Here is a 25912-nt window from a genome sequence, read left to right as displayed (position 1 = left end):
CCGCCCTCCCCGCCCGCTCAGACATAGGCGGAAGGATGCTTCTGCGCGAAGCCGAGATGGCCGCGCAGCTTTTCCAGGAGATCAGCGGCGGCGGCCGTCACCGGCGTGCCGGGCGGGAAGATCGCCGCCGCGCCGGCCTCGATCAGCGCCTCGAAATCCTGCGGCGGGATGACGCCGCCGACGACGATCATGATGTCCGGCCGGCCCTGCCGCGCCAGCTCCGCCTTCAGTTCCGGCACCAGGGTCAGGTGGCCGGCGGCGAGCGACGATACGCCGACGACATGCACCTGTTCCGCGATCGCATGCGCCGCGACCTCTTCCGGCGTCGCGAAGAGCGGGCCGATGACGACGTCGAAGCCGATATCGGCGAAGGCGGTGGCGATCACCTTCTGGCCGCGGTCGTGCCCGTCCTGACCCATCTTGGCGACGAGGATGCGCGGCGGCCGGCCCTCGTCATGGGTGAACTCCGAGACCAGCGACGACAGCCGCTCGATCGGCGCGTCCTGCGCGCCGAAGCCCTCGCGATAGACGCCCGTATTGACCTTGATCACCGCCTTATGGCGCTTCCAGGCCTTTTCCAGCGCCGTCGAGATCTCGCCGACGGTCGCCTTGGCGCGGGCGGCGTCGACCGCGAGCGCCAGCAGATTGCCCTCGCCCGAGCGCGCCGAGGCGGCCAGCGCCGCGAGGCTCGCCTCGACCGCGGCCGGATCGCGCTCGGCCCGCAACTGGCGCAGCTTCTCGATCTGGCGAGCGCGGACGGCGGAATTGTCGACCTTCAGCACGTCGACCGCCGGCTCGTCGTCGAGGCGGTACTTGTTGACGCCGACCACGGTCTGCTTGCCCGAGTCGATGCGCGCCTGCGTCTTCGCCGCCGCTTCCTCGATGTGGAGTTTCGGGATGCCGGCCTCGATCGCCTTCGCCATGCCGCCGAGCTTTTCGACTTCCTCGATATGCGCCATCGCCCGCTCGGCGAGCTCTGCCGTCAGCGCCTCGACATAATAGGAGCCGCCCCAGGGATCGATGATCCGCGTCGTACCGCTCTCCTGCTGCAGGAAGAGCTGGGTGTTGCGGGCGATGCGGGCGGAGAAATCGGTCGGCAGCGCCAGCGCCTCGTCGAGCGCATTGGTGTGCAGCGACTGGGTGTGGCCCTGCGTCGCCGCCATCGCCTCGACCGTGGTGCGGACGACATTGTTGAAGACGTCCTGCGCCGCGAGCGACCAGCCGGAGGTCTGGCAATGCGTCCGGAGTGCCAGCGACTTGTCGTTCTTCGGATGGAACTCCTTCACCAGCTTCGCCCAGATCAGCCGGGCGGCGCGCATCTTGGCGACTTCCATGAAGAAGTTCATGCCGATCGCCCAGAAGAACGACAGCCGCGGCGCGAACTGGTCGATGTCGAGCCCCGCCTTCAGCCCGGCGCGGATATATTCGACGCCGTCGGCGAGCGTATAGGCGAGCTCCAGGTCCTGCGTCGCGCCCGCTTCCTGCATGTGATAGCCGGAAATCGAGATCGAATTGAACTTCGGCATGTGCTGCGACGTGTAGGCGAAGATGTCGGAGATGATCCGCATCGATGGTTCCGGCGGGTAGATATAGGTGTTGCGGACCATGAACTCCTTCAGGATGTCGTTCTGGATGGTCCCGGAGAGCTTGTCCGGGCTGACGCCCTGCTCTTCCGCCGCGACGATATAGAGCGCCAGGATCGGCAGCACCGCGCCATTCATCGTCATCGACACGCTCATCCGGTCGAGCGGGATGCCGGAGAACAGCGTGCGCATGTCGTAGATCGAGTCGATCGCCACCCCCGCCATGCCGACATCGCCGGCGACGCGCGGATGGTCGCTGTCATAGCCGCGATGGGTGGCGAGGTCGAAGGCGACCGAAAGCCCCTTCTGGCCGGCGGCGAGGTTGCGCCGGTAGAAGGCGTTCGAGTCCTCCGCCGTGGAGAACCCGGCATATTGGCGGATCGTCCAGGGCTGGTTCACATACATGGTCGGATAGGGACCGCGCAGGAATGGCGCGGTGCCCGGGAAGCTGTCGACCGCCTCCAGCCCCTCGCGGTCGGCGGCGGTGTAGACCGGCCTGACCGCGATCGCCTCCGGCGTCTGCCAGGAAGCCCCTTCCGTCGGGACCATCAGCGGCGCGTCGGCGAAGGGAACGGTCGAAAAATCGGGAATGCGGGTCATGTCATCGCCTCGATCCGGTCGAGCAGCCGCCCCGGATAGTCCAGCACATCGGCGCCGGCGTAAAGAAAAGCCTCGATGCCGGCATGGCGATAGGCCGCCTCGCGCTCGCCCGGCCGGCCGGCGAGCACGACATGCGAAAACCCGGCCTCGACCAGCCGCCGCGCCGCTTCCTCGGCCAGCGTCTCGCCCTCATAGCTCGCATGGCCGGTCTCGCACTCATAGACCTCGTCGGAAGAGCAGAGGCAGGCCGCTGCAGCCCCTGAAGCGCGCGCCGCCTCGATCATCGCGTCGAGCGAGGCGAAGCCGTCATTCATCGCCGCCACGATGCCGGACGCCTCGAACACGCCCCTGGCGAAGCCGGCGCGGGCGCTGAACGAGGCCGGCTTGCCGAGCGTCGCCAGGAAGACTGCCGGGCGGCGGCCCGTCACCTCGGCCAGGGCGTCGGCGCGGCCGCGCAATTGCTCGAATGGCTCGGCGGTGCGGTGCGCGACGAGCCGGGCCGGATCGTCGCCGCCATGCGGTGCGGCGGGGGCCGGCTGGAGCACCAGGATCGGCGCCTCGGCCAGGTCGGGGAATTCGCTGGTGCCGGTGATCGGCAGCTTGCGGCGGCGGATGTCGCGCTCGCGTTTCTCGGCGACGGCGCGGATTTCCGCCGCGACCCAGCCGGAGGCAAGGGCCGCCGCGAGGCCGCCCTCGCGCTCGATCTGCTGGAAGAGGGCCCAGGCCTTTTCGCAGAGCGCGTCGGTCAGCGCCTCGAAGCCGCCGGCGCCGGCGGCCGGGTCGAAGACATGGCCGAGGCCGGATTCCTCCAGCAGGATCGTCTGCGTGTTGCGGGCGATCCGCCGCGCGCCGGCGTCGGGCAGGCCGAGCGGCAGCGTGAAGGGCAGCACCGCGACGCTGTCGGCGCCGCCAAGCCCGGCGGAAAATGCTGCAGCCGTTCCGCGCAGCATGTTCACATAGGCGTCGTGCCGGGTCGTCATGCGGAAGCTGGTTTCGGCCGCGAGCTGGACGGGCTCCGGCGTCAGGCCACAGGCGACCTCGACCCGCGCCCAGAGCCGTCGCAGCGCGCGGAATTTCGCGATCGACAGATATTCGTCTGCATCGGCGACGAGCAGGAAGGAAATCCGCTTCCGCCCGACCTCAAGCGGCAGGCCGCGCGCATCCAGCCCACGCAGGCCGGCCAGCGCGGCGGAAATCGTCAGCGCCAATTCCTGCGCCTCGGAGGCGCCGGCATCATGGAAGACGCGGCCGTCAGCGCGGAGGACGCGGGCCTTCGCCTCGGGACCGAAGGAAACCGCCAGCGCCGCCGCCGCGTCGAGTGCCGCGTCGACCGCGCCGCCTTCCGCCGCCAGCACCGAAAACGGGTCGATGCCGAGATCGAGGCGGAGGCTGTCGAGATCGAGGCCCTGGCCGCGCGCCAGCGCCAGCACGGAGCGCGCCGCCTCGGCCGCCGAACGCCCCGCCTCGATGCGCAGCGACACAAGGTCGAGCATGACGCCGTCGAGCGCCGCCGCGACGGTGCGCTCGTCGGCGGCAGCAAGGCCGAAGCCTCGCGCGGAAACCGCATCGGAAAAGACCAGCGCCAGGCCGCTCGCGCCATTGTTCAGGTCTTCGAGCGCCTGCACGCTCGCGGCATCGGCGTCCGGAAGATCGATGCGCTGGACAACGCGCCAGTCGCCGAGCGCGGCGCGGACCGGCCGGGCATGAAGCCCCGGCGCCTTCGGATAGAGCGGCTCGATGCGAATGCCGTCGGCGGTGCGCGACACCAGCTTCGCCTCGAAATCGGCGCCCTTGATCGCCTTCACCGCCAGTTCGCGCCAGGCGGCTTCGCTCGAAGCGCGAAACGCGTGGGAAGACTGTGGCTCGGTCATTGCCGCCTTGATGCTCGCCATATCGCGTCTCGTGGTGTCGTTCCAGGTCGTGCCGGACTGCCGCACCCGACGTGGCGTCGCAAGGGGCCGCCGGCCCGCCATGGATAGGCCGTGGCGCGTCCCGGTTCAACGGGCGAAACAGAGTCGCCCGTGCCGCCATGCCGCCCTCGCCACGCCACTCTGCGCATGGAGGGATGTTGTCGCCCGGCGCGAGCGCAATCGATTTCGGTTCCCTCCGGCAATAGACGCAAGGGACGGGACGCGTTGCACTGCAACAGCACCATCGATCGACAGTTGCGATTTTTATCGGTGGTGGCTTGACCATCGATCAGCCAAGTCTAATTTTCGCTGGAGAGTTTAAGACGATCAATTGTCTCAAGAAGAGGATTCATCGCTTTGACCAAGATTCTCGGCAAACTGTGCGGTGGCGCCTTGGCCATTGCCTTCTTCGCCTCGGCATCCGCGCCGATCCAGGCGGCACCGCTGGTCGTCCCCGACCTCGGCGTGAGCGCGCAGCCCAACGAAGACCTGATCCAGGTTCGTCACGGCGGCGGCCACAAGGAAATCAAGCGCGGTCGGCGGCCGTCGGGCCACCATGGCCGTCCGCCCAACGCGGGCCACCGCCCCGGCGGACCGGGCTGGAACGGAAACCATCCCGGCTATCGTCCGGGCCACCCGGGTTATCGTCCGGGCCACCCGGGCTATCGTCCTGGCCACCCGGGCTATCGTCCTGGCTATCGCCCCGGCTATTGGAACGGCTATCACGGCTACAATTACTACCGGCCGGGATATCGCTACTATAATGGCTGGTGGTATCCGCTTGCGGCGTTCGGCGTCGGCGCGGCCGTCGGATCCGCGGTCACGCAGCCGAGCTACAACTACAGCAGCGGCGGCTACAGTTCGGCCCATTACGAGTGGTGCGCCAACCGGTATCGGTCCTATCGCGCCTCGGACAACACCTTCCAGCCGAACAGCGGCCCGCGCCGCCAGTGCGTCTCGCCCTACTAGGCCGGGACCAAAGGCTCAAGACGACAAAGCCCGCCAGCTGGCGGGCTTTGTTTTTGGGCGGCCGGCGACGGCGTGGCGAACATCGCGCGGCCGCGCCGCCGGCTAGACCTCGCGGTGCGATTCCAGGAACCAGAGCGACTTGTCGAGGCTGCGCGAGAAGGCAGTCAGGATATCTGCGGTGTCGGCGTCGCCGATATCGGCGGCCTTGTCGATGCCCTTGCGGACCTCGTTCGCGACCTGCGCATAGTGATCGATCAGCTGCGCCAGGTGATCCTTGATCGCCGAGATATCGGTCGGATAGGGCTTCAGCTTCGTTGCCGAGGCGACCGCCTGGACGGTGCCGAGCGCGAAGCCGCCGAGCTGCGCCACGCGTTCGGCCACCGTGTCGACATGGTCGTCGAGATCGGCGCGGAACGTGTCGAGCATCTCGTGAATGGCGATGAACTGCAGACCCTTCAGGTTCCAGTGCGCCTGCTTGGTCACCAGGGCGAGATCGATGCCTTCCGCCAGCACGGCATTCAGCAGCTCGATCGAGGCGGTCTTGGTGTTGGACTTCAGGTCAATCGAGGATTTCAGGGGCGCCATCGCTTTTTCCTTTTCAAATCGACGAAACTAACTTCGGACAATGCTTTCGTGTCGATATCGATCCCTCGAGCGGCCCGGCTCGCCGTCCGGCCCGGGAGATCGCGTTGCGGACGATACGCGCGAACAACGCAGGCGGGAAGCGCAGTGGTTGCAATCCCACCATTCGTTCCGGGCAAGCGGTGCAAGCGCGGAAAAATGCGGCCGGAAGCGATGCCGGCGCGTTTCCCCGTTTCCCTGCGGCCCGGAAAAGCTCTAGGACCATCGTGACTGGGGACGATGTCGAAGAGGACTTCATGAAAAGCGTGATCTGCGTGGAACCGGGGCGGCTGGAATTCGTCGAGCGGCCCGACCCGGAAGCGCCTGCCGCCGGCTGGGCCACGGTCGACATCAAGCATGTCGGCATCTGCGGCACCGACTATCACATCTTCGAAGGCAAGCACCCCTTCCTCGAATATCCGCGCGTCATGGGCCATGAGCTCTCGGGCGTCGTCTCGGCCGTCGGCCCCGGCGTCGCGCTCCAGGTCGGCACCCCGGTCGTCGTCAATCCCTACATCGCCTGCGGCCATTGCGTCGCCTGCCGCAAGGGCAAGCCGAACTGCTGCACCTCGATCCAGGTGCTCGGCGTCCACACCGATGGCGGCATGGCCGAGAAGATCGTGATGCCGGAAGGCAATCTCTACCCGGCCGAGGGCCTGTCGCTGCGCGACGCGGCGATGGTCGAGTTCCTGGCGATCGGCGCGCATGCCGTCCGCCGCTCGCAGCCGGAAGGCGGCCGCGCGCTCGTCGTCGGCGTCGGCCCGATCGGCCTCGGCGTGGCGATCTTCGCCCGCATCGCCGGGCTCGAGGTGACGCTGCTCGATTCGAGCGAGGAGCGCCTCGCCTTCGCCCGCGACACGCTCGGCTTCCCGAACACGGCGCTGACCGGCCCGGACGCGCAGAAGACCCTGATGGACGCGACCGGCGGCGACGGCTTCGACGTCGTCTACGACGCCACCGGCAACGCGCAGGCGATCGAGGCGGGCTTCGCCCTCGTCGCGCATGGCGGCGCCTACGTCCTCGTCTCGATCGTCAAGGACCGGATCTCGTTCTCGGATCCGGAGTTCCACAAGCGCGAGATGATGCTGATCGGCAGCCGCAACGCCACCAAGGTCGATTTCGAGCATGTCGTCGCCTCGATCAAGGCGGGCAAGGTGCCGCTCGACGCGCTGGCGACGCACAGCACGACGCTCGACAGGCTCGTGACCGACATGCCGGTCTGGAGCCACGACAAGCGCGGCCTGATCAAGGCGCTTATCGCCGTCTGACGCGCCGCCGCGATCGTCCTTTCCCGCTTTGACAGCGCTGTCCGAATGCAGGACGGTGCTGTCAAACTTCAGCGGAATCACCGCAACGACAATGGGAGCGGACGATGGAATATCGGCAACTCGGCAATTCGGGACTAAAGGTCTCGGTGCTCACCATGGGCACCATGACCTTCGGCGCCAAGGGTGACTTCTCCAAGGTCGGCAACATCACCGATGTCGGCGAGGCACGCCGCCAGATCGACATGGTGATCGACGCCGGCGTTAACCTGCTCGACACCGCCAATGTCTATTCGGCCGGCGATTGCGAGGCGATCATCGGCGACGCGCTCGGCGGCAAGCGCAAGAACGACGTCCTGATCGCCACCAAGGCGCGCTTCCCGACCGGCGACGGCCCCAACAATCGCGGCTTGTCGCGCTATCACCTGATCCGCGAATGCGAGGCGAGCCTCAAGCGGCTGAAGACCGACGTCATCGACCTCTACCAGGTGCACCAGTGGGACGGCGTGACGCCGCTGGAGGAGACGCTGGAAGCGCTCGACAGCCTCGTCCGCCAGGGCAAGGTGCGCTACATCGGCTGCTCCAACTATTCCGGCTGGCACATCATGAAGGCGATGGAGATCGCCCGCCGCGACAACCGCATCCCCTTCATCTCGCAGCAGATCCACTACACGCTGCAGGCGCGCGAGGCCGAGCAGGAGCTGGTGCCGATCACCATCGACCAGAAGCTCGGCATCCTGGTCTGGAGCCCGATCGCCGGCGGCCTGCTCTCGGGCAAGCATCGCCGCAACAAGGAAACCCCGAAGGACAGCCGCCTGTCGCAGGGCTGGACCGAGCCGCCGATCCACGACTGGGATCGCCTCTGGGACATCGTCGACGAGCTGGTTTCGATCGCGGACGCGCGCGGCGTCTCCGGCGCGCAGGTGGCGCTCGCCTGGCTGCTCGGCCGGCCCGGCGTCACCTCGGTGATCATCGGCGGCCGCACCGACGCGCAGTTCAAGGACAACCTCGCCGCCGCCGATCTGAAGCTTTCGGCCGAAGAGCGCGCCCGGCTCGACAAGGTCAGCCAGCTGCCGCTGAACTATCCCTACTGGCACCAGGTCGCCGCCGCCAAGGACCGCCTCGGCGCCGCCGACCTCGCCTTCCTGCAGCCCTATGTGAACGGCTGAGGCAACGGCCCGACATGACAAAGGCCCGGCATGACCGGGCCTTTTTTTCTCGCCAGAGGACCAGAAGGTGGGTTGCCAGGTGCTCACCTCTCCCAGGGGGGAGAGGTCAAGGTCAGGCCCCCCAGGCAAGCCCCGTACGGCGAACCGCCTAGAACTTGTAGTTCAGGCCCGCCTTGACCGCGTTGCTGGTCGCGCCGACCTCGGACTGGGCCGGGGTGCCTTCGAAGACCGTCTTCTTGCCGAGATCGACATAGTCATATTCGAGGCGGCCCGTCAGGTTCTTGGTGAAGCCATATTCGACGCCGGCGCCGGCCGTCCAGCCGATCGCCCACTGGCTGTCATTGCCGAGCCCGGCCTGCTTGGCCTCCAGATTGCCATAGGCGACGCCGCCCTTGCCGTAGAACAGCCACTTGTCATAGGTGAAGCCGATCCGGCCGGTGGTCGAGCCGATCCAGTTCAGGTCGAGCGCGGTGTCGCCGACACTGTCGCTGAGCCCGCTATAGGCGATATCCGTCTCGAAGCCGACCAGCCAGGGATTGCTCACCTGGTAGTTGTAGCCGGCCTGCACGCCGAACAGGCCGCCGCTCAGGCTGTCGAGGAAATCGGCGTCCTTGGTGCCGCTGCCCCAGCCATAGCCGCCATGCACGCCGGCATAGAATCCGTTCCAGTCGAAGCCGGTCGGCGCCGCGGGGGCGACCGGTGCCGGAGGCTCATAGGAGATGTCCGCGGCGAAGGCCACGCTCGAAAGCGCCAGCAGGGCAGCGCCCGCCAGGATCAGATGCCTCATCACGTACCCTCTCGACCGGAACGCCGTCGAACTGCCACCCGCGCCGAGAGTGCCGCCCAAACAAGGCGTCATCTTGGCCCAATGATGGCCCATCTCGACCAGAAATCGGTATTGGGGGCCATTCCGTCAAGACGGACGGGGGCTCCGGCTGCGAAGACTCTGCCGGGGCGGCCCGCCTGCAACACGAATTGCATCGAATTCCGAACGATCGCGGGCGGCAAAAAGGCTTTCAGCGCACCAGGATCGCGCGGAAATCATTGACGTTTGTCAGCGTCGGGCCGGTGACGACCAGCCGGCCGAGCGCCTCGAAGAAGCCATAGCCGTCATTGTCGGCGAGGCGCGCGACTGGATCGATGCCGCTTGCCTTCGCCTCGGCCAGGATGCCGGCGTCGATCCAGGCGCCGGCATTGTCCTCGGAGCCGTCGATGCCGTCGGTATCGCACGCGATCGCCGCGATGCCCTCGTGCCCGCCGAGCGCCACGGCGAGCGCCAGCAGGAACTCGGCGTTGCGGCCGCCCCTGCCATGCCCCCGCACGGTGACAGTGGTTTCGCCGCCGGAGAGGATCACGCAGGGTTTTGCCACCGGCTGGTCGTGCGCGGCCGCGTAGGTCGCGATCGCCGCCAGCACGCGGGCGACGTCGCGCGCCTCGCCTTCCAGCGCATCGCCGAGCACCAGCGGCGTCAGGCCGATGGCGCGGGCCGCTTCCGCCGCCGCGTCGAGCGCCATCTTCGGGGTCGCCAGCATCTCGACCGTCCCGCCTGCGCCGGCCTCGACCGCATTGGCGCGGATCGCCTCTTCGATGCGCGGCTCGATGGCGATGCCGTATTCGGCGAGGATCGAAAGCGCCCCCTCGGGATCGGAAGCCTCGGGGATGGTCGGGCCGGAGCCGATCGCGCCGGGATCATCGCCCGGCACGTCGGAGATGAGATAGGTCACCCTCCGCGCCTTCGCGGCGGCGGCGGCGAGACGGCCGCCCTTGATGGCGGACAGCGCCTTGCGGACGCGGTTCATGGCGCCGATCGGCGCGCCGCTCTTCAACAGCGCGCGGTTCAGCGCCTGCTTGTCTTCCAGCGTAAGCCCGGGCGCCGGCAGCGCCAGCAGCGACGAGGCGCCGCCCGACATCAGGAAGACGACGAGATCATCCGGCCCCGCCGTGCCGGCATAATCGAGAATGCGCTGCGCCGCCGCCATGCCAGCGACATCGGGAACCGGATGCGCCGCCTCGACGACCTCGACGAAGCGGGTCGGCGTGCCATGGCCATAGCGTGTGACGGCGAGCCCTTCCGGCGCCGGATTGCCGGCCGCCTCCCAGGCGTCCTCGAACGCCCGCACCATCCGCGCCGCGCCCTTGCCGGCGCCGAGCACGATCGTCCGTCCCTTTGGCGCGATGGGGAGCCTGCCCGCGAAACGGCCATCCGGCAGCGATGCCGCCAGCGCCGCGTCGAAAAGGGCGCGGAGGATGGCTTCGTCGGGCGAGGTCTTGTCGAGCGTCATGTCAAATGCCTGTCTGCCGGGGCGCCGAACGACGCCGGCGCCTCGGCCCGTTCACCGGGAACCCTCGATGCGGAGCGTCCCGACCAGCGCGTCGAACAGCGGGCGCGCCCTGTCGATCGCCGCCGCGGTGGTGGCACAGGAAAGGCTGATTCGATAGGCCGGCGTCTCGGCGATGGCGATGTACTGGCGGACATTGGCGTGATCCGGCCCAAGGTGTGGCGTCGTCACCGCCGCGACACCGCGCGCGCCGCCGCCGAAATCGACCGGCCGGATATCGACGACGCTGCCCATAAAGCCGAGCGTGGTGCGCATCGATTCCAGCGTTTCCGCGACCATCTCCGGCGAGGACAGCGCTTCCTGCGACAACGCCTGGACCTCTTCCGGCTGCGTCTTCACGCCCACGGCGCAGAGGCTCTTCGACGTGCCGGCGCGCGGCAGCGACGGATCAGATGTGTCGACCTCGATGACGAAATCATGCCCACGATGGTCGCGCTGCCCGCCAACGACGAGCGGCGGCGGGGCGGAAAAGGCGAGCCCGGTCTCCGCGTCTTGGAAATCCGCCCGGGCTGGCGGCGCAGCCGTCTCGGCCGCCCATGCGTCCGCGCCGACAAGAAGCGCCGCGGCAAGGACGGCGACATGGCTCGAAGAACTCAAGAACCGCATTCGAAGATCCACCCGCCCGCTCAGTCGCGCACGCCGACGACATAGTCCTGGATCTGGTCGACGATCGCGCCCGTCATCGGCAGCGAGGCGTCGCTCAGCAGGAACAGGGCCAGGCGGGCGACGTCGTCCGGCTTGATCAGCCGGCCCCAGGGCATCATCGCCTCGGCATCGGCCAGCCAGCCTTCCCCCTTGCCGAGCTTGACCGCCTGCATCTCGCGCTCGCCCGGCGTATCGGCCCAGCCGAGATTGATGCCGTTGACGCTGATGCGGTCGAAGCGGTGCGAGTGGGCGGCGTTCTTGGTGAGCGTCAGCAGCGCCGCCTTGGACGAGGCATAGACGCCGAGCTCCGGCGTGCCGCCATAGGCGTTGACCGAGAGGACGTTGACGATCGCGCCGGGCGCCTCGCGGCTGCGCAGGTGCTGGATCACGCCCTGCATCAGGAACATCGGCGTGCGCACATTGGTGGCGAAGACCGTATCGAAGAAGTCGATGTCGGCCTCGGCGATCGAGCCGCGATCGGTGCTGGCGGCGGCGTTGACAAGGGCGTCGATGTGATCGAAGCGATCGAGCGCCGCGTCGAGGACGATGGCCGCCGCATCGGCGGCGGCCAGATCGACCGACACGAAGCCACCGCCGACGCCGAGCGCCTCCAGCTCGGCCACGACGGCGGCGCCGCGCTGCGGATTGCGCCCGACCAGCATCACGCCTTCCGCGCCCGAACGCGCCGCCTCCAGCGCCACGGCCCGGCCCACGCCCTGCGTGCCGCCGGTCACCAGAAGGATCTTGCCGTCTACGCGCGCTTCCATCGTCTCTTCCCTGCCCGTTTCGCTGTTCGCCAGCGGATTTCGTTAAGTGCCCTTGTCCCCGGCGCCACGGCGCGGCACGTTGCCGTCGCGAGGCGGGACATGCCCTCGCGCGATCCTAGCCGGGCTCCGTTCGGCGATGCAACTCGCGCGCGACCCGACCGCCGACCTAAATGCCTGTCCCGAAAACGAGATTGTCATGCCGCCGACCACCGCCGCGCCGATCGAGGATGCCGCCGACCGGATCGTCATGGCGCGGATCGCTCTTGCGCCGCTGCCGCTTCTGCCGGAGCCGATCCGTCCAGCCGACGAGGCGGCGGCCTATGCCGTGCAGCGCAAGGTGCATGAACGGCTGGCCGGCGCCCGATACGGCCGCCGGATCGGCTGGAAGATCGGCTGCACGACGCCGGTGATGCAGACCTATCTCGGCATTCCGAACCCCTGCGGCGCCGGCCTGTTCGAAGGCACGAAGCACCGCTCCGGCGCGACGATCGCGGCGGCGGATTTCCGCCATGTCGGCATCGAGTGCGAGATCGCCGTCCGGCTCGGCCGCGACCTGCCGGCGCGCTCCGCCCCCTACCGGGCCGAAGAGGTCGCCGGCGCGGTCGAGAGCGTGATGGCGGCGATCGAGCTGGTCGACGACCGCTATGCCGACTGGCGTCAGACCGACACGCCGACGCTGATCGCCGACGATTTCTTCGCCGCCGGCTGCGTGCTCGGCGAAGCGCGGGCGATCGGCGCGGTGCCGGATCTCGCCGAACTCGTCGGGGTGACGACGATCAACGGTGTCGAAGCCGGACGCGGCCGCGGCGCCGACGTGCTCGGCCATCCGCTGAACGCGCTCGCCTGGCTCGCCAGCAGCCTCTCGGCGCGGGGCGACGGCCTGAAGGCGGGCGAGATCGTGCTGACCGGCAGCCTGGTCGAGACGCGCTGGCTCAACGCCGGCGACCGGGCCGAGATCGAGATTTCGGGCCTTGGCGCGGTGCGGGTGACGGTTTCGGAGTGAGGCCGCCCTCACCTCTCCCTGAGGGAGAGGTCGGAGCGAAGCTCCGGGTGAGGGGTTGCGATTTCTCCGGTAAGGCCTGCCCCCCTCACCCGCCGGCCTTCGGCCGTCGACCTCTCCCCATGGGAGAAGTGAAAGAGCGAGCCCGGACAACCGCCATCGCCCCCTCCCGCTCGCGGGAGAGGGTTGGGGCGAGGGTCTTTCGACCGTCCTTCGCCTACCGAAAATGCTTCGAGAGCTTCAGGCCCTGGGCCTGGTAGTTGGAGCCGAGGTCGCTGCCATAGAGCTTGGCCGGGCGCTCCGACATCCGCTCATAGACGAGGCGGCCGACGGTCTGGCCATGCTCGAGGATGAACGGCACCTCGTGGCTGCGCACCTCCAGCACGGCGCGGCTGCCGGCGCCGCCGGCGGCCTGGTGACCGAAGCCCGGATCGAAGAAGCCGGCATAATGGACGCGGAACTCGCCGACCAGCGGATCGAAGGCGACCATCTCGGCGGCGTAGTCCGGCGGCACATGCACCGCCTCGCGCGAGACGAGGATGTAGAACTGGTCGGGATCGAGGATCAGCTCGGCCTTGCCGCGCACCGGGATCGGCTCCCAGTAGTCGAGCACATCGCAGGCGGCGCGGCGGTCGACGTCGACGACGCCGGTGTGGCGCTTGGCGCGATAGCCGATGATGCCGTTCGAGCCTTCGAGATCGATCGACAGCAGCAGGCCGCCGGAGGCGCGGAACGCGCCATCGACGAGCGGCTCGCGCGCATTGAGCGCGGCGAGATCGGTATCGGAAAGCCGCGTATCGCCGCGACGAAAGCGGATCTGCGACAGGCGCGAGCCGGTGCGCGCGACGATCGGGAAGGTGCGCGGGGAGACTTCCAGATAGAGCGGGCCCTGGTAGCCGGCGGGAATGGTGTCGAAGGACTGCGCCCGGTCGGTGATGACGCGGGTGAAGATATCGAGCCGGCCGGTCGAGGATTTCGGATTGGCCGAGGCCTGCACATCGGCGGGCAACGCCAGGCCCTCGAGCAGCGGCACGATGTAGACGCAGCCGGTCTCCAGCACCGAGCCCCCCGTCAGGTCGATCTCGTGCAGGGTGAGCTCGGCGAGGCGGTCCTTCACCAGCACGTTCGGACCCGGCAGGAAGCTGGCGCGCACGCGGTAGGCGACGGTGCCGAGGCGCAGGTCGAGGCTCGCCGGCTGCACCTGGTCGACGTCGAGCGGGCGGTCGATCACGATCTGGCCGGCCGCGAGGCTCGCGCGGATCTGCTCGGCCGAGAGAATTCCGATTGCTGCCTTATCCGTCATCTCACCCGTTCCCCAACTCTCTCAGCAATCCGTATGTCTTCGCCCCTCCCGGAGAGAGATCGAAGGCGAAGCCGGCGGGTGAGGGTTTAGGAAACTCTCCGGTGAGGCCGTAAACCCTCACCGCGGCCTTCCGGCCCGACCTCTCCATGGGGAGAGGCGAACAAACCTGCGACACTCGGCTCCGAGCGGTCGCCCTCCTTATCCGAACTCACCGTTGACGCCAAGCCGCCAGAGGCATATCAGAAAACGGCCTACCGTGGTCTATTTGAGCCGACCGGCTTGCCGCCACGTTAAACAATGTCGCTAAAAGGTCGGTTGCCGGAAATCCGACATCCGATTTTTGCCCGACTTCGCGTCGGGTTTTTTCGTATCCGGGATCAGAACACAATGTCCGAAGACAAAGCCAAGCGCCCCCGCCGCCCCGCCACGGAACTCGTGCATGGCGGCACCCTCCGATCGCAGTTCGGCGAGATGTCGGAGGCGATGTTCCTGACGCAGGGCTTTGCCTATGACAGCGCCGAGGCGGCCGAAGCGCGCTTCAAGGGCGAGGATCCCGGCTTCATCTATTCGCGCTTCTCCAACCCGACCGTGTTCATGTTCGAGGAGCGCATCCGCCAGCTCGAAGGTGCCGCGGCGGCGCGCGCGACGGCGAGCGGCATGGCGGCCGTGACGGCGGCGCTGATGTGCATGCTGAAGGCGGGCGACCACGTCGTCGCCGCCAAGGCGCTGTTCTCGTCCTGTCTCTATGTCGTCGAGGACCTGCTGCCGCGCTTCGGCGTGCAGTCGACGCTGGTCGACGGCACCGACCTGAACCAGTGGCGCGACGCGGTGCGGCCGAACACCAAGGCCTTCTTCCTGGAAAGCCCGACCAATCCGACGCTCGAAGTGATCGACATCGCCGAGGTCGCCAGGATCGCGCATGAGGCCGGCGCGCTGCTCATCGTCGACAACGTGTTCGCGACGCCGATCTGGCAGCAGCCGATCAAGCTCGGCGCCGACGTCGTCGTCTATTCCGCCACCAAGCACATCGACGGCCAGGGCCGCGTGCTCGGCGGCGTCATCCTGTCGGCGGATGAAGCCTATGTGAACGACCACCTGCACAATTTCCTGCGCCAGACCGGCCCGACGCTGTCGGCCTTCAACGCCTGGGTGCTGCTGAAGGGGCTGGAGACGCTCGATATCCGCGTCCGCCGCCAGACCGAAAGCGCGGCGAAGATCGCCGACGCGATCGCCAGCCACCCGAAGATCGCCAAGCTGATCTATCCCGGCCGCCCGGACCATCCGCAGGCCGACGTGGTCAAGAAGCAGATGGGCGCCGGCTCGACGATGATGGCGTTCGAGATCGACGGCGGCAAGGACGCGGCGTTCCGCGTTGCCACCGCGCTGGAGATCATCACCATCTCCAACAATCTCGGCGACGCCAAGAGCCTGATCACCCATCCCTCGACCACGACTCACCAGCGCCTTTCCGAAGAGGCGCGGCTCGGTTTCGGCATCACGCCGGGCATGCTGCGCCTCTCGATCGGCCTCGAGGATCCCGACGACCTGATCGAGGACCTCCGACTGGCGCTCGACAAGGCCTGAGTCCTTTCGCCGCCACGAACCGCCGAAAGCCGCCGGAATGCGCCCGTTCCGGCGGCTTTTTCCTGTCCCGAGCCGCGTCACGGCGCCCGGCTGCGACGGCATGGACAGAAGATGCGCTGAATTGCGCAGTGGCGGCCCGCGCGTCGTCATGATTACTGGCGCCAAGCTGAAATCAACGGCGCGAATTTGACTTGCCGCAAGGCCAAACAGCATTGGACTCGCTAGGGTTCCTCGGCTAGTTTGGAACCCATCCAAGAAGCGGACTCTGCTGATGGACTATCAATCGTTTTTCGTGGACGCGATCGACGCTCTCCATGCCGAGAAGCGCTACCGCGTCTTCGCCGACCTCGAGCGGATCGTGGGCCGCTTCCCGCACGCGATCTGGCGCTCGGAGCGCGGCGCGCGCGAAATCACCGTCTGGTGCTCTAACGACTATCTCGGCATGGGCCAGCATCCCGACGTCGTCCGCGCCATGGTCGAGACGGCGCAGGGCATGGGAACCGGCGCCGGCGGCACGCGCAACATCTCCGGCAACAACCATCCGCTGGTCGAGCTGGAGCATGAGCTCGCCGACCTGCACGGCAAGGAAGCCGGCCTTGTCTTCTCCTCCGGCTTCGTCTCCAACGACGCGGCGCTGTCGACGCTCGGCAAGCTCCTGCCCGACTGCCTGATCCTGTCGGACGAGCTGAACCATGCCTCGATGATCGAGGGTATCCGCCGCTCGGGCGCGCAGAAGCGCATCTTCCGCCACAACGACCTCGAGCATCTCGAAGAGCTGCTCAAGGAAGCCGGCCCCGGCCGCGCCAAGCTGATCGCCTTCGAGAGCGTCTACTCGATGGATGGCGACGTCGCGCCGATCGCCGGCATCTGCGATCTCGCCGAGAAATACGGCGCCATGACCTATATCGACGAGGTCCATGCGGTCGGCATGTATGGTCCGCGCGGCGCCGGCATCGCCGAGCGCGAGGGCCTGATGCATCGCATCGACGTCATCGAGGGCACGCTCGCCAAGGCGTTCGGCACCTTCGGCGGCTACATCACCGCCAGCCGCGCCATCATCGACGCCGTCCGCTCCTATGCGCCGGGCTTCATCTTCACCACCGCGCTGCCGCCCTCGCTCGCGGCCGCCACCACGGCCTCGATCCGCCACCTGAAGACCTCGCAGGTCGAGCGCGACCTGCAGCAGCAGCACGCGCAGCGCACCAAGGAAGTGCTGATCGCCGCCGGCCTGCCGGTGATGCCGTCGGAAACCCATATCGTGCCGCTCTTCGTCGGCAATCCGGACCTCTGCAAGAAGGCCTCGGACATGCTGCTCGACGAGCACGGCATCTACATCCAGCCGATCAACTACCCGACGGTGCCGCGCGGCACCGAGCGGCTGCGCATCACGCCGACGCCCTGCCACGACGAGAAGCTGATCCTCGGCCTGCGCGACGCGCTGATCGACGTCTGGCAGCGCCTGTGGCTGCCGATGGGCCGCACCGCCCCGGCGAAGACCGCTCGCCTGGTCGCGAACGGCGGTGCCTCGCATTTCGACGTGTTCCCGCCCGCCGGCGGCTGAACGGTCCCTATGGAATGAAAAGGGCCCGCCGAGCGATCGGCGGGCCTTTTTTGTTTCAGCAAGCAAGCCCCTCACCCAACCCTCTCCCGCAAGCGGGCGAGGGTTTTTGGGCCGGCGACCTTCATCGTATTGGCGCACTGCCGGCAACGAGCACAGGCGCGCGCCTTCTCCCGCACCGGGGTGAGGGTCTTCCTCCCCCACCCCCGCAGCCTACGCCGCGACTTCCGTCGCCTCTTCCTGGCCGATCTTCGAGATGTCGAACGGCACGGTCTGGTAGATCTCGTTGATCCAGTTGCCGAACAGCAAATGGGCGTTGCCGCGCCAGCTGTTGACCGGCGGCCGGGCCGGGTCGTTCTTCTGGAAATAATCGGCCGGCAGCGCCACGTCGATCTTGGCGTTGATATCGCGGAAATACTCGTCGCCGAGCGAGTTGGTGTCGTATTCGAGATGGTTGAACATGTGCAGGGCGCGATGGCGAGTGTCGTCGAGCAGGCACAGGCCCGTCTCCTCGCTCTCGGCCAGCACGATCACGCCGCTGCCCTGCGGGATCTCGCTCTTGCGCACCTCCGACCAGCGCGACACCGGCACGGCGAACTCGTCGGCAAGGCCGCGCAGATAATGCGACGCCGAGGCGGCAGCCGGGATCTGGTGCCGGTAGATGCCGAACGCCTTGCCGGGCAGGTCGTATTTCTGCATGCCGTGGAAATGGTGCACGGCCGCCTGCGCCGCCCAGCAGATGTTGAGCGAGCGATGCACATGCGTCTGCGTCCAGTCGAAGATCCGGCGCAGCTCGTCCCAGTAGGTCACGTCCTCGAACGGCATGCGCTCGACCGGCGCGCCGGTGACGATGAAGCCGTCGAAGCGCTCGTCCTTAACCTCTTCCCAGGGCCGGTAGAAGGAGAGCATGTGCTCGGCCGGGGTGTTGCGCGGCGCATGGTCGGTGATCTGCACCAGCGACAGCTCGATCTGCAGCGGCGTCGCGCCGAGCAGCCGCGCGATCTGCGTCTCGGTGGTGATCTTGTTCGGCATCAGGTTGAGCAGGCCGATCCGGAGCGGGCGAATGTCCTGACGCACGGCGTCGGCCGCGCGCATGACCACGACGCCTTCCGCTTCGAGCTTGCGGCGGGCAGGCAGGTCATCGGGGATCTTGATCGGCATGGCGGCGTCGTCCTGTACTGGAAGAACCGACGCTGTGTGACTGGGTCCGTTTGGTTGCCGGATCGGCCACATCCTCCCTGAGGGAGTGCCACCTTGCCCGGAAAGGCAGGTTGGCGTCGGGCGTCGGCCCAACTCTTGATGTATGGGCATGATCTACCCGAGCCAAGGACCGTTGGCAATAGAATCTGCGGGCGTGGACCGGCAGGCCCTCGCCCCAACCCTCTCCCTGAGGGAGAGGGAGCGCGCGGCGCCCGATCGCGATGTCGAAGGAGCCTCGGCGGAAAGCCCTCGCCCGCTTGCGGGAGAGGGTTGGGTGAGGGGCTTGCTTGCCTGCTGGCTTCACCAGCCAGGCGACGGGTCTCCTCGTGGATCCGGTCGGCATCGCTCCGGCAGCAGAGCCGCGGAAGGCGGCCGGATTGAACATTCGCCGCCGCCTGCTAGGCTCCTGCCCGGGGGAAACACACCATGTCCCATGCCGCCGAACGCGACAGGCCGCAGGCGCCCGCCTTCGATGTCGATCCCGCCATCCGCGCCATCGCGGAACGGCTTGAAGCCGAGCCCCGCATCCGAGCGCTGGCGCTGGGCGGCAGCCACGGCGCAGGCCTCGCCGATGCCTATAGCGACCTTGATTTTCTCGTCGTCGCCGACAGCGGCGCCAGCGACCAGACCGCCGCGCTCTGGCGCGACGCGCTTGGCAGGGTCGGCGAGATCGTGCTTTGGCGAGACCGGCAGGTGAAGCCGACGCTGATCAACGCCATCACCGCGGCCTGGCTTCGCGTCGACGTCGACATCGTGACGCCGCAGCAGATCGCCGAGCGGACGAAGGCCGGGCTCAGGATCCTGTTCGATCCGGACGAGCTGCTCGAAGCCCTGCCGGCCAAGGCGGAGAAGCCGCGACCGAGCCCGGGACGGCTGCAGTGGCAGGTCGAGGAGTTCTTCCGCGTCCTGGGATTGCTGCCGCTCGCCATGGGACGGGCGGAATACTTCAATTCCGTCACCGGCCTGTTCTTCCTGCGCAATCTGATCACCGATCTCCTGATCGAGGAGACCGGCGCGCCCAATCGCGGCGGCGTGCTGCATCTGAACCGCCTGATCACGGCGGAGCAGAAAAAGGCCCTCGCCGCACTGCCGCCGCTGGTGGCGGAGCGCGACGCGCTGATCGCCAACTATCTGGCGCATGCCGCGCTCTATCTTCCGCGCGCGAGAAAGATGGCAGCACGATTGGGCGCCCGCTGGCCGGAACGGTTCGAGGCAGTGACCTGGGAGCATCTGCACGACACGCTCGGGATCGAGCCGCCACCAGTCGTTCGCGCGAGCCGCCGCCCATGAAAAAAGCCCGCCGACGGATCGGCGGGCCCAGTCATGAAAGTCAGCAGGCTGCGGCTACTTCGCCAGCCAGCCCGCCAGCCGGCTTGTCGCCTCGCGGATCTGTTCGGGATCGCGCAGGTAGCAGAGTCGCATAAAGCCGTCGCCACCGGCGCCGAAGGCGCCGCCCGGAGCGAGGCCGACGCCGGCCTCGTCAACCAGCTTCAGCGCCAGCGCCCGCGTATCCGGCTCGCCGTCGACGGCGAAGAAGGCATAGAAGGCGCCCGCCGGCCGAACCAGGCGCACCCGGCCCGTCCGCTCCAGTCCCGAGCAAACGATCTCGCGCGCCTCTGTCGCCCGCTGGCGCTGGAAGTCGATGAAGGCGTCGCCCTGCTCGAGCGCCGCAACGGCGCCGCGCTGCAGGAATTTGGGCGTGCCCGAGCTCGAATATTGCACGAGGTTCTCGATCACCTGGCCGAGCGCCGGCGGCGCCGCGATCCAGCCTACCCGCCAGCCGGTCATCGCCCAGTTCTTCGACATGGTGTTGACGAAGAGGATGCGATCGTCCGGCCCGGCGACGTCATAGAAGGACGGCGACCGGATGCCCTCATAGAAGAAGCGCGTATAGACCTCGTCGGAGACGATCCAGAGCCCGCGCGCCCGCGCGAAATCGAGAATTGCCTGCAACTCGTCCCGCGTCGCCGTCCAGCCGGTCGGGTTGCAGGGCGAGTTCAGGAACAGCGCTTTGGTGCGCGGCGTCACGGCGTCGAAATAGCGGTCGAGATCGAGCGTCCAGCCGGCATTGCCATAGGTGAGCGGCACCTCGACGACGCGGGCGGCGCCGATCTCGGCGGCGGCGGCGAAATTCGGCCAGGCCGGCGTCGGCACCACGACCTCGTCGCCCTGCCCCGCCACCATGCGGAGCGCGATCTGGATCGCCGGCATGCCGCCCGAGGTGACGAAGAAGCGCTCGGGATTGAACGGACGGCCATAGAGGCGGGCGTGATAGTCGGCCAGCGCCTGCCGCAGCTCCGGAATGCCGCGCTGGTGGGTGTAGAAGGTTTCGCCGGCCTTGAGCGCGGCCTGCGCCGCCTCGCTGATGAAGGCCGGCGTCGGCAGGTCCCCCTCGCCGACCCAGAGCGGGATCAGCCCGGCGCGGTCGCGCCCGTAGTTGAAGACCTCGACGATGCCGCTTTCGGGAGCCTCGCTCGCCTCCGGCCGCAGCGAATGCAGTGCGGAATGGTCTGACACGCAATGTTCCAATATCTGCGGGCGCCCCTGCCTTGATCGCCGGGGCGCCGGAATGGGATCGATCGCCGCTCGTAGCGGCCAACAACGACAAAACGGCGGCCAAGGGCCGCCGTCCGTCGCATTCCCGTCCAGCGAGGCTGGAGGATCAGCCGACCTTCTGCTTCGCCAGCAGGTCGCGGATCTCGCGCAGCAGGGCAACGTCTTCCGGCGTCGCGACCGGCGCCGGGGCGGCGGCCTTCTCGCGCTTCATGCGGTTCATGCCCTTGACGATCAGGAACAGGATCCAGGCGACGATCAGGAAGTTGATCAGCAGGGTGAGGAAGTTGCCATAGGCGACGGTGGCGCCGGCCTTGCGCGCGGCGTCGAGGGTGGTCTGCGGCTCGCCGGCGAGCTGGATGAACTTGTTGGTGTAGTCGATGCCGCCGGTGATCACACCGATGATCGGCATGATGATGTCATTGACGATCGAATTGACCAGCCCGCTGAAGGCGGCGCCGATGATGATACCGATGGCCAGGTCGACCACGTTGCCCTTGAGGGCAAACTCCTTGAATTCCTTCAGCATTGAATGTTCCCTTTCGCCCGGCTCGTCGCGAACCCTGATCTACAACCCGCGCAACTATAGCGTAGCCGATTCACTGGCGAAACGTGTCGGCTGCAAATGTCGTGCGTGTTGCCACAACGACATAGCGAGCGGGTTGCGCACGCCATGCGGCGTCGCGCGCGATTGACGCCCCACCTTGCCAGGCGCTATGTGCTCCGATCCATTTCGAGAAGAACGCCGATGTATCGAACCGTCACGCGATCGATCCAGGTGACCGTGCAGCCAAGCTTCGTCGAGGACGATTCCTCGCCGGGCGAAGACCGTTACGTCTGGGCCTATACCATCGAGATCGTCAATCTCGGGCTTGAAAACGTCCAGCTGCGCTCGCGCTTCTGGCGCATCACCGACGGCAAGGGCCGCACCGAGGAAGTGCGCGGCGTCGGCGTCGTCGGCAAGGAGCCGTCGCTGAAGCCCGGCGAGAGTTTCGAATATACCAGCGGCTGCCCGCTCTCGACGCCGTCCGGCATCATGGCCGGCACCTACCAGATGCAGACCGAGAGCGGCGAAATGTTCTCCGTCGAGATCCCGGCCTTCTCCCTCGACGTCCCCAACGCCCCCCGCGTCCTGCACTAGGCGTTCGCGGGCGTACCGCCCCTCACCTCTCCCGTGGGGAGAGGTCGACAGCCGCAGGCCGGCGGGTGAGGGCGTAGGGAACTATCCGGTAAGGCCGCATCCCCTCACCCGGAGCTTCGCTCCGACCTCTCCCACCGGGAGAGGTGAAGGAATGCGCAGCCATACCCCTCTCCCACAGGCGGGAGAGGGCTGGGGCGAGGGTCTCCCCTCAGCCCGCACTGAAATCAGCCCAGAAATTCCTGCGGGTCGAAGGCGTATTTCTGGCCGCAGAACTCGCAGGAGACGGCGATCTCGCCGTTCTCGATGCTCTCGGTGATCTCTTCCGCCGAGAAGCTCGACAGCACGCCCTGGATGCGCTCGCGCGAGCAGGAGCACTGTTCGCGCACGGGGACGGGGTCGAACACCCGCACGCCGCGCTCGTGGAACAGGCGGTAGAGCAGCCGTTCGGCCGGCACGTCGGGATCGATCAGCTCGTGATCCTCGACCGTCGAGACGAGCGAGCTCGCCTCGGCCCAGGCGTCCTCTTCCTCGGCGTGATGCTCCAGCCCTTCCGGCGCGTCGCCGCCGGAGAGGTCGCGATGCACGCCGATCGAGGCCTCTGGCAGGTACTGCATCAGCATGCCGCCACCGCGCCAGCTATGCGAGGCGCCGCCATCCTCGCGGGTCATCATCTCGGCCACCGCCAGGCGGACGATCGTCGGGATCTGCTCGGACTGCTGGAAATAGGTATGCGCCACCTCTTCCAGGCTGGCGCCGTCGAGCTGGACGATACCCTGGTAGCGGCTGGTGAACTCGCCCTGGTCGATGGTCATCGCCAGGATGCCCTTGCCAAGCAGCAGTTCCGGCTTCGACAGCCCCTCGGCCTCGATCTCCGCCACACGCTCCGCCTTGAAGCGGGCATAGGCGCGAATGTTGCCGGAGGTGCGGTAGTCGACGACCAGCATGTCGACGGGGCCATCCGTCTGCGTCTGCAGCAGGAACTGGCCGTCGAATTTCAGGGACGAGCCAAGCAGCACGGCGAGGACGACCGCCTCGCCGAGCAGTTTCGAGACCGGCAGCGGATAATCGTGCCGCGCCAGCAGGGCTGACAGAGCCGGCCCCATCTGGATGGCGCGGCCGCGCACGTCGAGGCCCTCGACCGAAAACGGCAGGACGGCGTCGTCGCCGGCCGGGTCGATCGAGGCCGGACCGAGAGTTGCGATCTCCACCATCAAAGCGCCTCCGGGCCGCCCAGGCACCAGGCAAGAATGCCCTTCTGCGCGTGCAGCCGGTTTTCGGCCTCGTCGAAGACGACGGACTGCGGCCCGTCCATCACCTCGGCCGTGACCTCCTCGCCGCGATGGGCGGGCAGGCAATGCATGAACAGCGCGTCCTTCTTGGCGCGCGCCATCAGCCGGGCGTTGACCTGGTAGGGCTTCAGCAGATTGTGCCGGCGCTCCGCCTCGTTGTCGCCCATCGACACCCAGGTGTCGGTGACGATGCAGTCGGAATCGGCGGCCGCGTCGTGGGCATCCTCGCCGGCGATCACCTCGCCGCCATTGTTGCGCGCCCAGTCGAGCAGCTTGTGCGAGGGCGCAAGCTCCGGCGGCGTCGCGATCTTCAGGCGGAAGTCGAAGCGCGCGGCGGCGTGGACCCAGGAGGCCATGACATTGTTGCTGTCGCCGAGCCACGACACCGTCTTGCCGGCGATCGAGCCGCGATGCTCCTCATAGGTGAGGATGTCGGCCATGATCTGGCAGGGATGCGAGCGGCGCGTCAGGCCGTTGATGACGGGCACAGTGGCGTTCGCCGCCAGCTCGGTCAGCTGCTCGTGGTCGAGGATACGGATCATGATGCCGTCGACATAGCGCGACATGACACGCGCCGTGTCGGCGATGGTCTCGCCGCGTCCGAGCTGCATCTCGGCGCCGGTCAGCATCAGCGTCTGGCCGCCGAGCTCGCGCATTCCGACGTCGAAGGAGACGCGGGTGCGCGTCGAGGGCTGCTCGAAGACGAGCGCCAGCACCTTGCCGGCGAGCGGGCCGACGCCGTCGCGGGCGCCGTCGCGCACCGCCTTGAGGCGCTTGGCGCCGTCCATGATCTGCCGCAGCGTGGCGGAATCGAATTCCGTCAGGTCTAGAAAATGCCGAACCATGATGTCCTGCCTTGTCCGCTCAGGCGGATTGCCGTGCCGACGTCGCGGCTTCGGCTTCGATTGCGGAAAAGGCGGCATCGAGCTTCTCGATCGCCGCGTCGACTTCTGCCTTGCCGATGTTGAGCGGCGGCAGCAGGCGCAAGACGTTGTCGCCGGCGCCGGCGGCGAGCATCTTCTGCTCGCGGAGCGCCGCGACCACTTCCGGGATCGGCTTCAGCGCATGCAGGCCGACCAGCAGGCCCTCGCCGCGGATGTCGTCGATGACGCCGGGATGGCTGTCCATCAGGCCGCCGAGGCGCTGGGTCAGGTAGCGCGCGGTCTCGCGCACATGCTCCAGGAAGCCGTCGGCAAGCACGACGTCGAGCACGGCGTTGCCGACCGCCATCGCCAGCGGATTGCCGCCGAAGGTGGTGCCGTGCGTGCCGGGGGTCATGCCCTTGGCAGCTTCATTGGTGGCCAGGCACGCGCCGAGCGGGAAACCGCCGCCAAGGCCCTTGGCCGAGGTGAGGATATCCGGCGTGATGCCGGTCCACTCATAGGCGAACAGCTTGCCGGTGCGGCCGATGCCGGTCTGGACCTCGTCCAGGATCAGCAGCATGCCCTCGGCGTCGCAGAGCGCCCGGATCTCGCGCAGGAACGCGTTCGGGAAGGCGCGCACGCCGCCCTCGCCCTGGATCGGCTCGAGCATGATGGCGGCCGTCTGCGGCGTCACCGCGGCCTTGATCGCCGCCATGTCGCCGAACGGAACCTGGTCAAAACCGTCGGCCTTGGGGCCGAAACCGTCGAGATATTTCTGCTGGCCGCCGGCAGCGAGCGTCGCCAGCGTGCGGCCGTGGAAGGCGCCCTCGATGGTGAGGATGCGATAGCGTTCCGGCTGGCCATTCACATAATGATAGCGCCGCGCCGTCTTGATCGCGGCCTCGTTCGCCTCCGCGCCCGAATTGGCGAAGAAGACACGGTCGGCGAAGGAGTTCGCGACCAGCGTGTCGGCCAGTCGCTCCTGACCCGGAATGCGGAACAGGTTCGAGGTGTGCCAGAGCTTGCCGGCCTGCTCGGTCAGCGCCTGCACGAGAACCGGATTGGCATGGCCGAGCGTGTTCACCGCGATGCCGGCGGAGAAATCGAGATAAGCGTCGCCCTCTCGCGTAAAGACCCAGGCCCCCTCGCCTCGCTCGAATTCGAGCGGCGCACGCGAAAAGGTGTCGAAGAGGCTGGTCGAGGTCTTTTTAACGCTGGTATCGGGGGCGCTCATATCCCCTCCTTCGGATGAAACCACGGAAACGGATGCCTAAAAATCAAAGGTGCTGCCCGAGGCCGACGCGCCGAGCAGCACCTTTTTGCGTTGCCCTTATATCACGGTCGTGACGATTTGTGTCAATCAAATCACCGCCCGCAGCCACGTCACGACGGCTAAGCGTTTGACCGGACTCACGGATCGGGAATGCGCTGCAAGTTGGGGAAAACGGCCGGATCCTCTTTGACGAATCCCCCGGACTCTTGTCACCGAGTCACGCCATATAGTATTTTACTTTTCGTTAAGACACGAAATATCGAGCAGGTACCTCCCCCTG

The 25912-nt window shown here is 67.5% G+C and carries 22 protein-coding genes and 2 riboswitches; of the genes, 8 read left to right on the top strand and 14 right to left on the bottom strand.

Annotated features, from left to right (window positions below; genetic code table 11):
* Positions 1-17: 17 nt before the first annotated feature.
* Entirely contained in the window at positions 18-2183 is a 2166-nt protein-coding gene (gene scpA, locus OSH07_RS03860; RefSeq protein WP_266337271.1) for a methylmalonyl-CoA mutase, read from the bottom strand.
* On the bottom strand, positions 2180-4075 hold the full coding sequence (locus tag OSH07_RS03855; RefSeq protein WP_266337270.1) for a methylmalonyl-CoA mutase subunit beta: 1896 nt from the start codon (positions 4073-4075) through the stop codon (positions 2180-2182). The genes scpA and OSH07_RS03855 overlap by 4 nt, the downstream gene beginning before the upstream one ends.
* 375 nt (positions 4076-4450) lie before the next feature.
* On the opposite strand from OSH07_RS03855, the gene OSH07_RS03850 reads away from it, so the two are divergent.
* On the top strand, positions 4451-5062 hold the full coding sequence (locus OSH07_RS03850) for a BA14K family protein (RefSeq protein WP_277614110.1): 612 nt from the start codon (positions 4451-4453) through the stop codon (positions 5060-5062).
* Between the two features lie 102 nt (positions 5063-5164).
* On the opposite strand, the gene dps is transcribed toward OSH07_RS03850, so the two are convergent.
* Positions 5165-5647 carry a DNA starvation/stationary phase protection protein Dps gene (gene dps, locus OSH07_RS03845; protein ID WP_266337269.1) on the bottom strand — a complete coding sequence of 161 codons (483 nt, stop codon included), beginning with the start codon at positions 5645-5647 and terminating at the stop codon, positions 5165-5167.
* A gap of 293 nt (positions 5648-5940) precedes the next feature.
* Here dps and OSH07_RS03840 point away from each other — a divergent pair, with 293 nt between their 5' ends.
* Positions 5941-6951 (top strand): zinc-binding alcohol dehydrogenase family protein, encoded by a 1011-nt coding sequence (locus OSH07_RS03840; RefSeq protein WP_266337268.1) that lies wholly within the window; start codon positions 5941-5943, stop codon positions 6949-6951.
* Positions 6952-7055: 104 nt separating this feature from the next.
* Positions 7056-8117 (top strand): aldo/keto reductase, encoded by a 1062-nt coding sequence (locus OSH07_RS03835; RefSeq protein ID WP_266337267.1) that lies wholly within the window; start codon positions 7056-7058, stop codon positions 8115-8117.
* 148 nt (positions 8118-8265) lie between these two features.
* Here OSH07_RS03835 and OSH07_RS03830 read toward each other — a convergent pair whose 3' ends face one another.
* From OSH07_RS03830 to OSH07_RS03815, 4 genes are all read right to left on the bottom strand, one after another.
* The gene (locus OSH07_RS03830; protein ID WP_266337266.1) at positions 8266-8904 is read right to left on the bottom strand and encodes an outer membrane protein; all 639 of its coding nucleotides are present in this window, start codon (positions 8902-8904) and stop codon (positions 8266-8268) included.
* Positions 8905-9133: 229 nt separating this feature from the next.
* Positions 9134-10399 (bottom strand): glycerate kinase type-2 family protein, encoded by a 1266-nt coding sequence (locus tag OSH07_RS03825; protein ID WP_266337265.1) that lies wholly within the window; start codon positions 10397-10399, stop codon positions 9134-9136.
* Positions 10400-10450: 51 nt separating this feature from the next.
* Positions 10451-11062: a hypothetical protein gene (locus OSH07_RS03820; RefSeq protein ID WP_266337264.1), complete on the bottom strand. Its 612-nt coding sequence runs from the start codon at positions 11060-11062 to the stop codon at positions 10451-10453.
* 20 nt (positions 11063-11082) lie between these two features.
* The gene (locus tag OSH07_RS03815) at positions 11083-11868 is read right to left on the bottom strand and encodes an SDR family oxidoreductase (protein WP_266337263.1); all 786 of its coding nucleotides are present in this window, start codon (positions 11866-11868) and stop codon (positions 11083-11085) included.
* 196 nt (positions 11869-12064) lie between these two features.
* On the opposite strand from OSH07_RS03815, the gene OSH07_RS03810 reads away from it, so the two are divergent.
* Entirely contained in the window at positions 12065-12871 is an 807-nt protein-coding gene (locus tag OSH07_RS03810; protein WP_266337262.1) for a 2-keto-4-pentenoate hydratase, read from the top strand.
* A 214-nt stretch (positions 12872-13085) separates the two neighbouring features.
* Here the strand turns inward: OSH07_RS03810 and OSH07_RS03805 are convergent, their stop codons facing one another.
* Positions 13086-14171 carry a 2'-deoxycytidine 5'-triphosphate deaminase gene (locus OSH07_RS03805; protein WP_266337261.1) on the bottom strand — a complete coding sequence of 362 codons (1086 nt, stop codon included), beginning with the start codon at positions 14169-14171 and terminating at the stop codon, positions 13086-13088.
* Between the two features lie 246 nt (positions 14172-14417).
* A riboswitch (SAM riboswitch) is annotated at positions 14418-14498 on the top strand.
* Between the two features lie 60 nt (positions 14499-14558).
* Here OSH07_RS03805 and OSH07_RS03800 point away from each other — a divergent pair.
* A complete protein-coding gene (locus tag OSH07_RS03800) occupies positions 14559-15755 on the top strand; it encodes an O-succinylhomoserine sulfhydrylase (protein WP_266337260.1) in 1197 nt (398 codons plus the stop codon).
* Positions 15756-16026: 271 nt separating this feature from the next.
* The gene (gene hemA / locus OSH07_RS03795; protein WP_266337259.1) at positions 16027-17316 is read left to right on the top strand and encodes a 5-aminolevulinate synthase; all 1290 of its coding nucleotides are present in this window, start codon (positions 16027-16029) and stop codon (positions 17314-17316) included.
* A 210-nt stretch (positions 17317-17526) separates the two neighbouring features.
* Here the strand turns inward: hemA and OSH07_RS03790 are convergent, their stop codons facing one another.
* Positions 17527-18474 carry a homoserine O-succinyltransferase gene (locus tag OSH07_RS03790; protein ID WP_266337258.1) on the bottom strand — a complete coding sequence of 316 codons (948 nt, stop codon included), beginning with the start codon at positions 18472-18474 and terminating at the stop codon, positions 17527-17529.
* A gap of 40 nt (positions 18475-18514) precedes the next feature.
* Positions 18515-18621: riboswitch (SAM-I-IV-variant riboswitch) on the bottom strand.
* A gap of 318 nt (positions 18622-18939) precedes the next feature.
* Here OSH07_RS03790 and OSH07_RS03785 point away from each other — a divergent pair.
* Positions 18940-19803 carry a nucleotidyltransferase domain-containing protein gene (locus OSH07_RS03785; RefSeq protein WP_266337257.1) on the top strand — a complete coding sequence of 288 codons (864 nt, stop codon included), beginning with the start codon at positions 18940-18942 and terminating at the stop codon, positions 19801-19803.
* A 54-nt stretch (positions 19804-19857) separates the two neighbouring features.
* Here OSH07_RS03785 and OSH07_RS03780 read toward each other — a convergent pair whose 3' ends face one another.
* Positions 19858-21030, bottom strand: coding sequence for a pyridoxal phosphate-dependent aminotransferase (locus tag OSH07_RS03780; RefSeq protein ID WP_266337256.1), 1173 nt, complete (start codon positions 21028-21030; stop codon positions 19858-19860).
* A gap of 145 nt (positions 21031-21175) precedes the next feature.
* Positions 21176-21595, bottom strand: a complete 420-nt coding sequence (gene mscL / locus OSH07_RS03775; protein WP_266337255.1) for a large conductance mechanosensitive channel protein MscL — start codon at positions 21593-21595, stop codon at positions 21176-21178.
* Between the two features lie 219 nt (positions 21596-21814).
* Here mscL and apaG point away from each other — a divergent pair, with 219 nt between their 5' ends.
* Positions 21815-22207 (top strand): Co2+/Mg2+ efflux protein ApaG, encoded by a 393-nt coding sequence (gene apaG / locus OSH07_RS03770; protein ID WP_266337254.1) that lies wholly within the window; start codon positions 21815-21817, stop codon positions 22205-22207.
* 224 nt (positions 22208-22431) lie between these two features.
* Here the strand turns inward: apaG and OSH07_RS03765 are convergent, their stop codons facing one another.
* The 3 genes from OSH07_RS03765 to OSH07_RS03755 are packed head-to-tail and all read right to left on the bottom strand — an operon-like array spanning position 22432 to position 25593.
* Positions 22432-23418, bottom strand: coding sequence for an Hsp33 family molecular chaperone (locus OSH07_RS03765; RefSeq protein ID WP_266337253.1), 987 nt, complete (start codon positions 23416-23418; stop codon positions 22432-22434).
* Complete coding sequence (argF, locus tag OSH07_RS03760) at positions 23418-24341, bottom strand: ornithine carbamoyltransferase (protein WP_266337252.1); 924 nt, start codon at positions 24339-24341, stop codon at positions 23418-23420. The genes OSH07_RS03765 and argF overlap by 1 nt, the downstream gene beginning before the upstream one ends.
* Positions 24342-24360: 19 nt before the next feature.
* Positions 24361-25593: an aspartate aminotransferase family protein gene (locus tag OSH07_RS03755; protein WP_266337251.1), complete on the bottom strand. Its 1233-nt coding sequence runs from the start codon at positions 25591-25593 to the stop codon at positions 24361-24363.
* Positions 25594-25912: the final 319 nt, after the last annotated feature.

This window comes from Kaistia nematophila (assembly GCF_026343855.1).
Lineage (GTDB): Bacteria > Pseudomonadota > Alphaproteobacteria > Rhizobiales > Kaistiaceae > Kaistia > Kaistia nematophila.
Note: the sequence above shows the minus strand (reverse complement) of the source record. Positions and strands in the feature narration are given on the sequence as shown.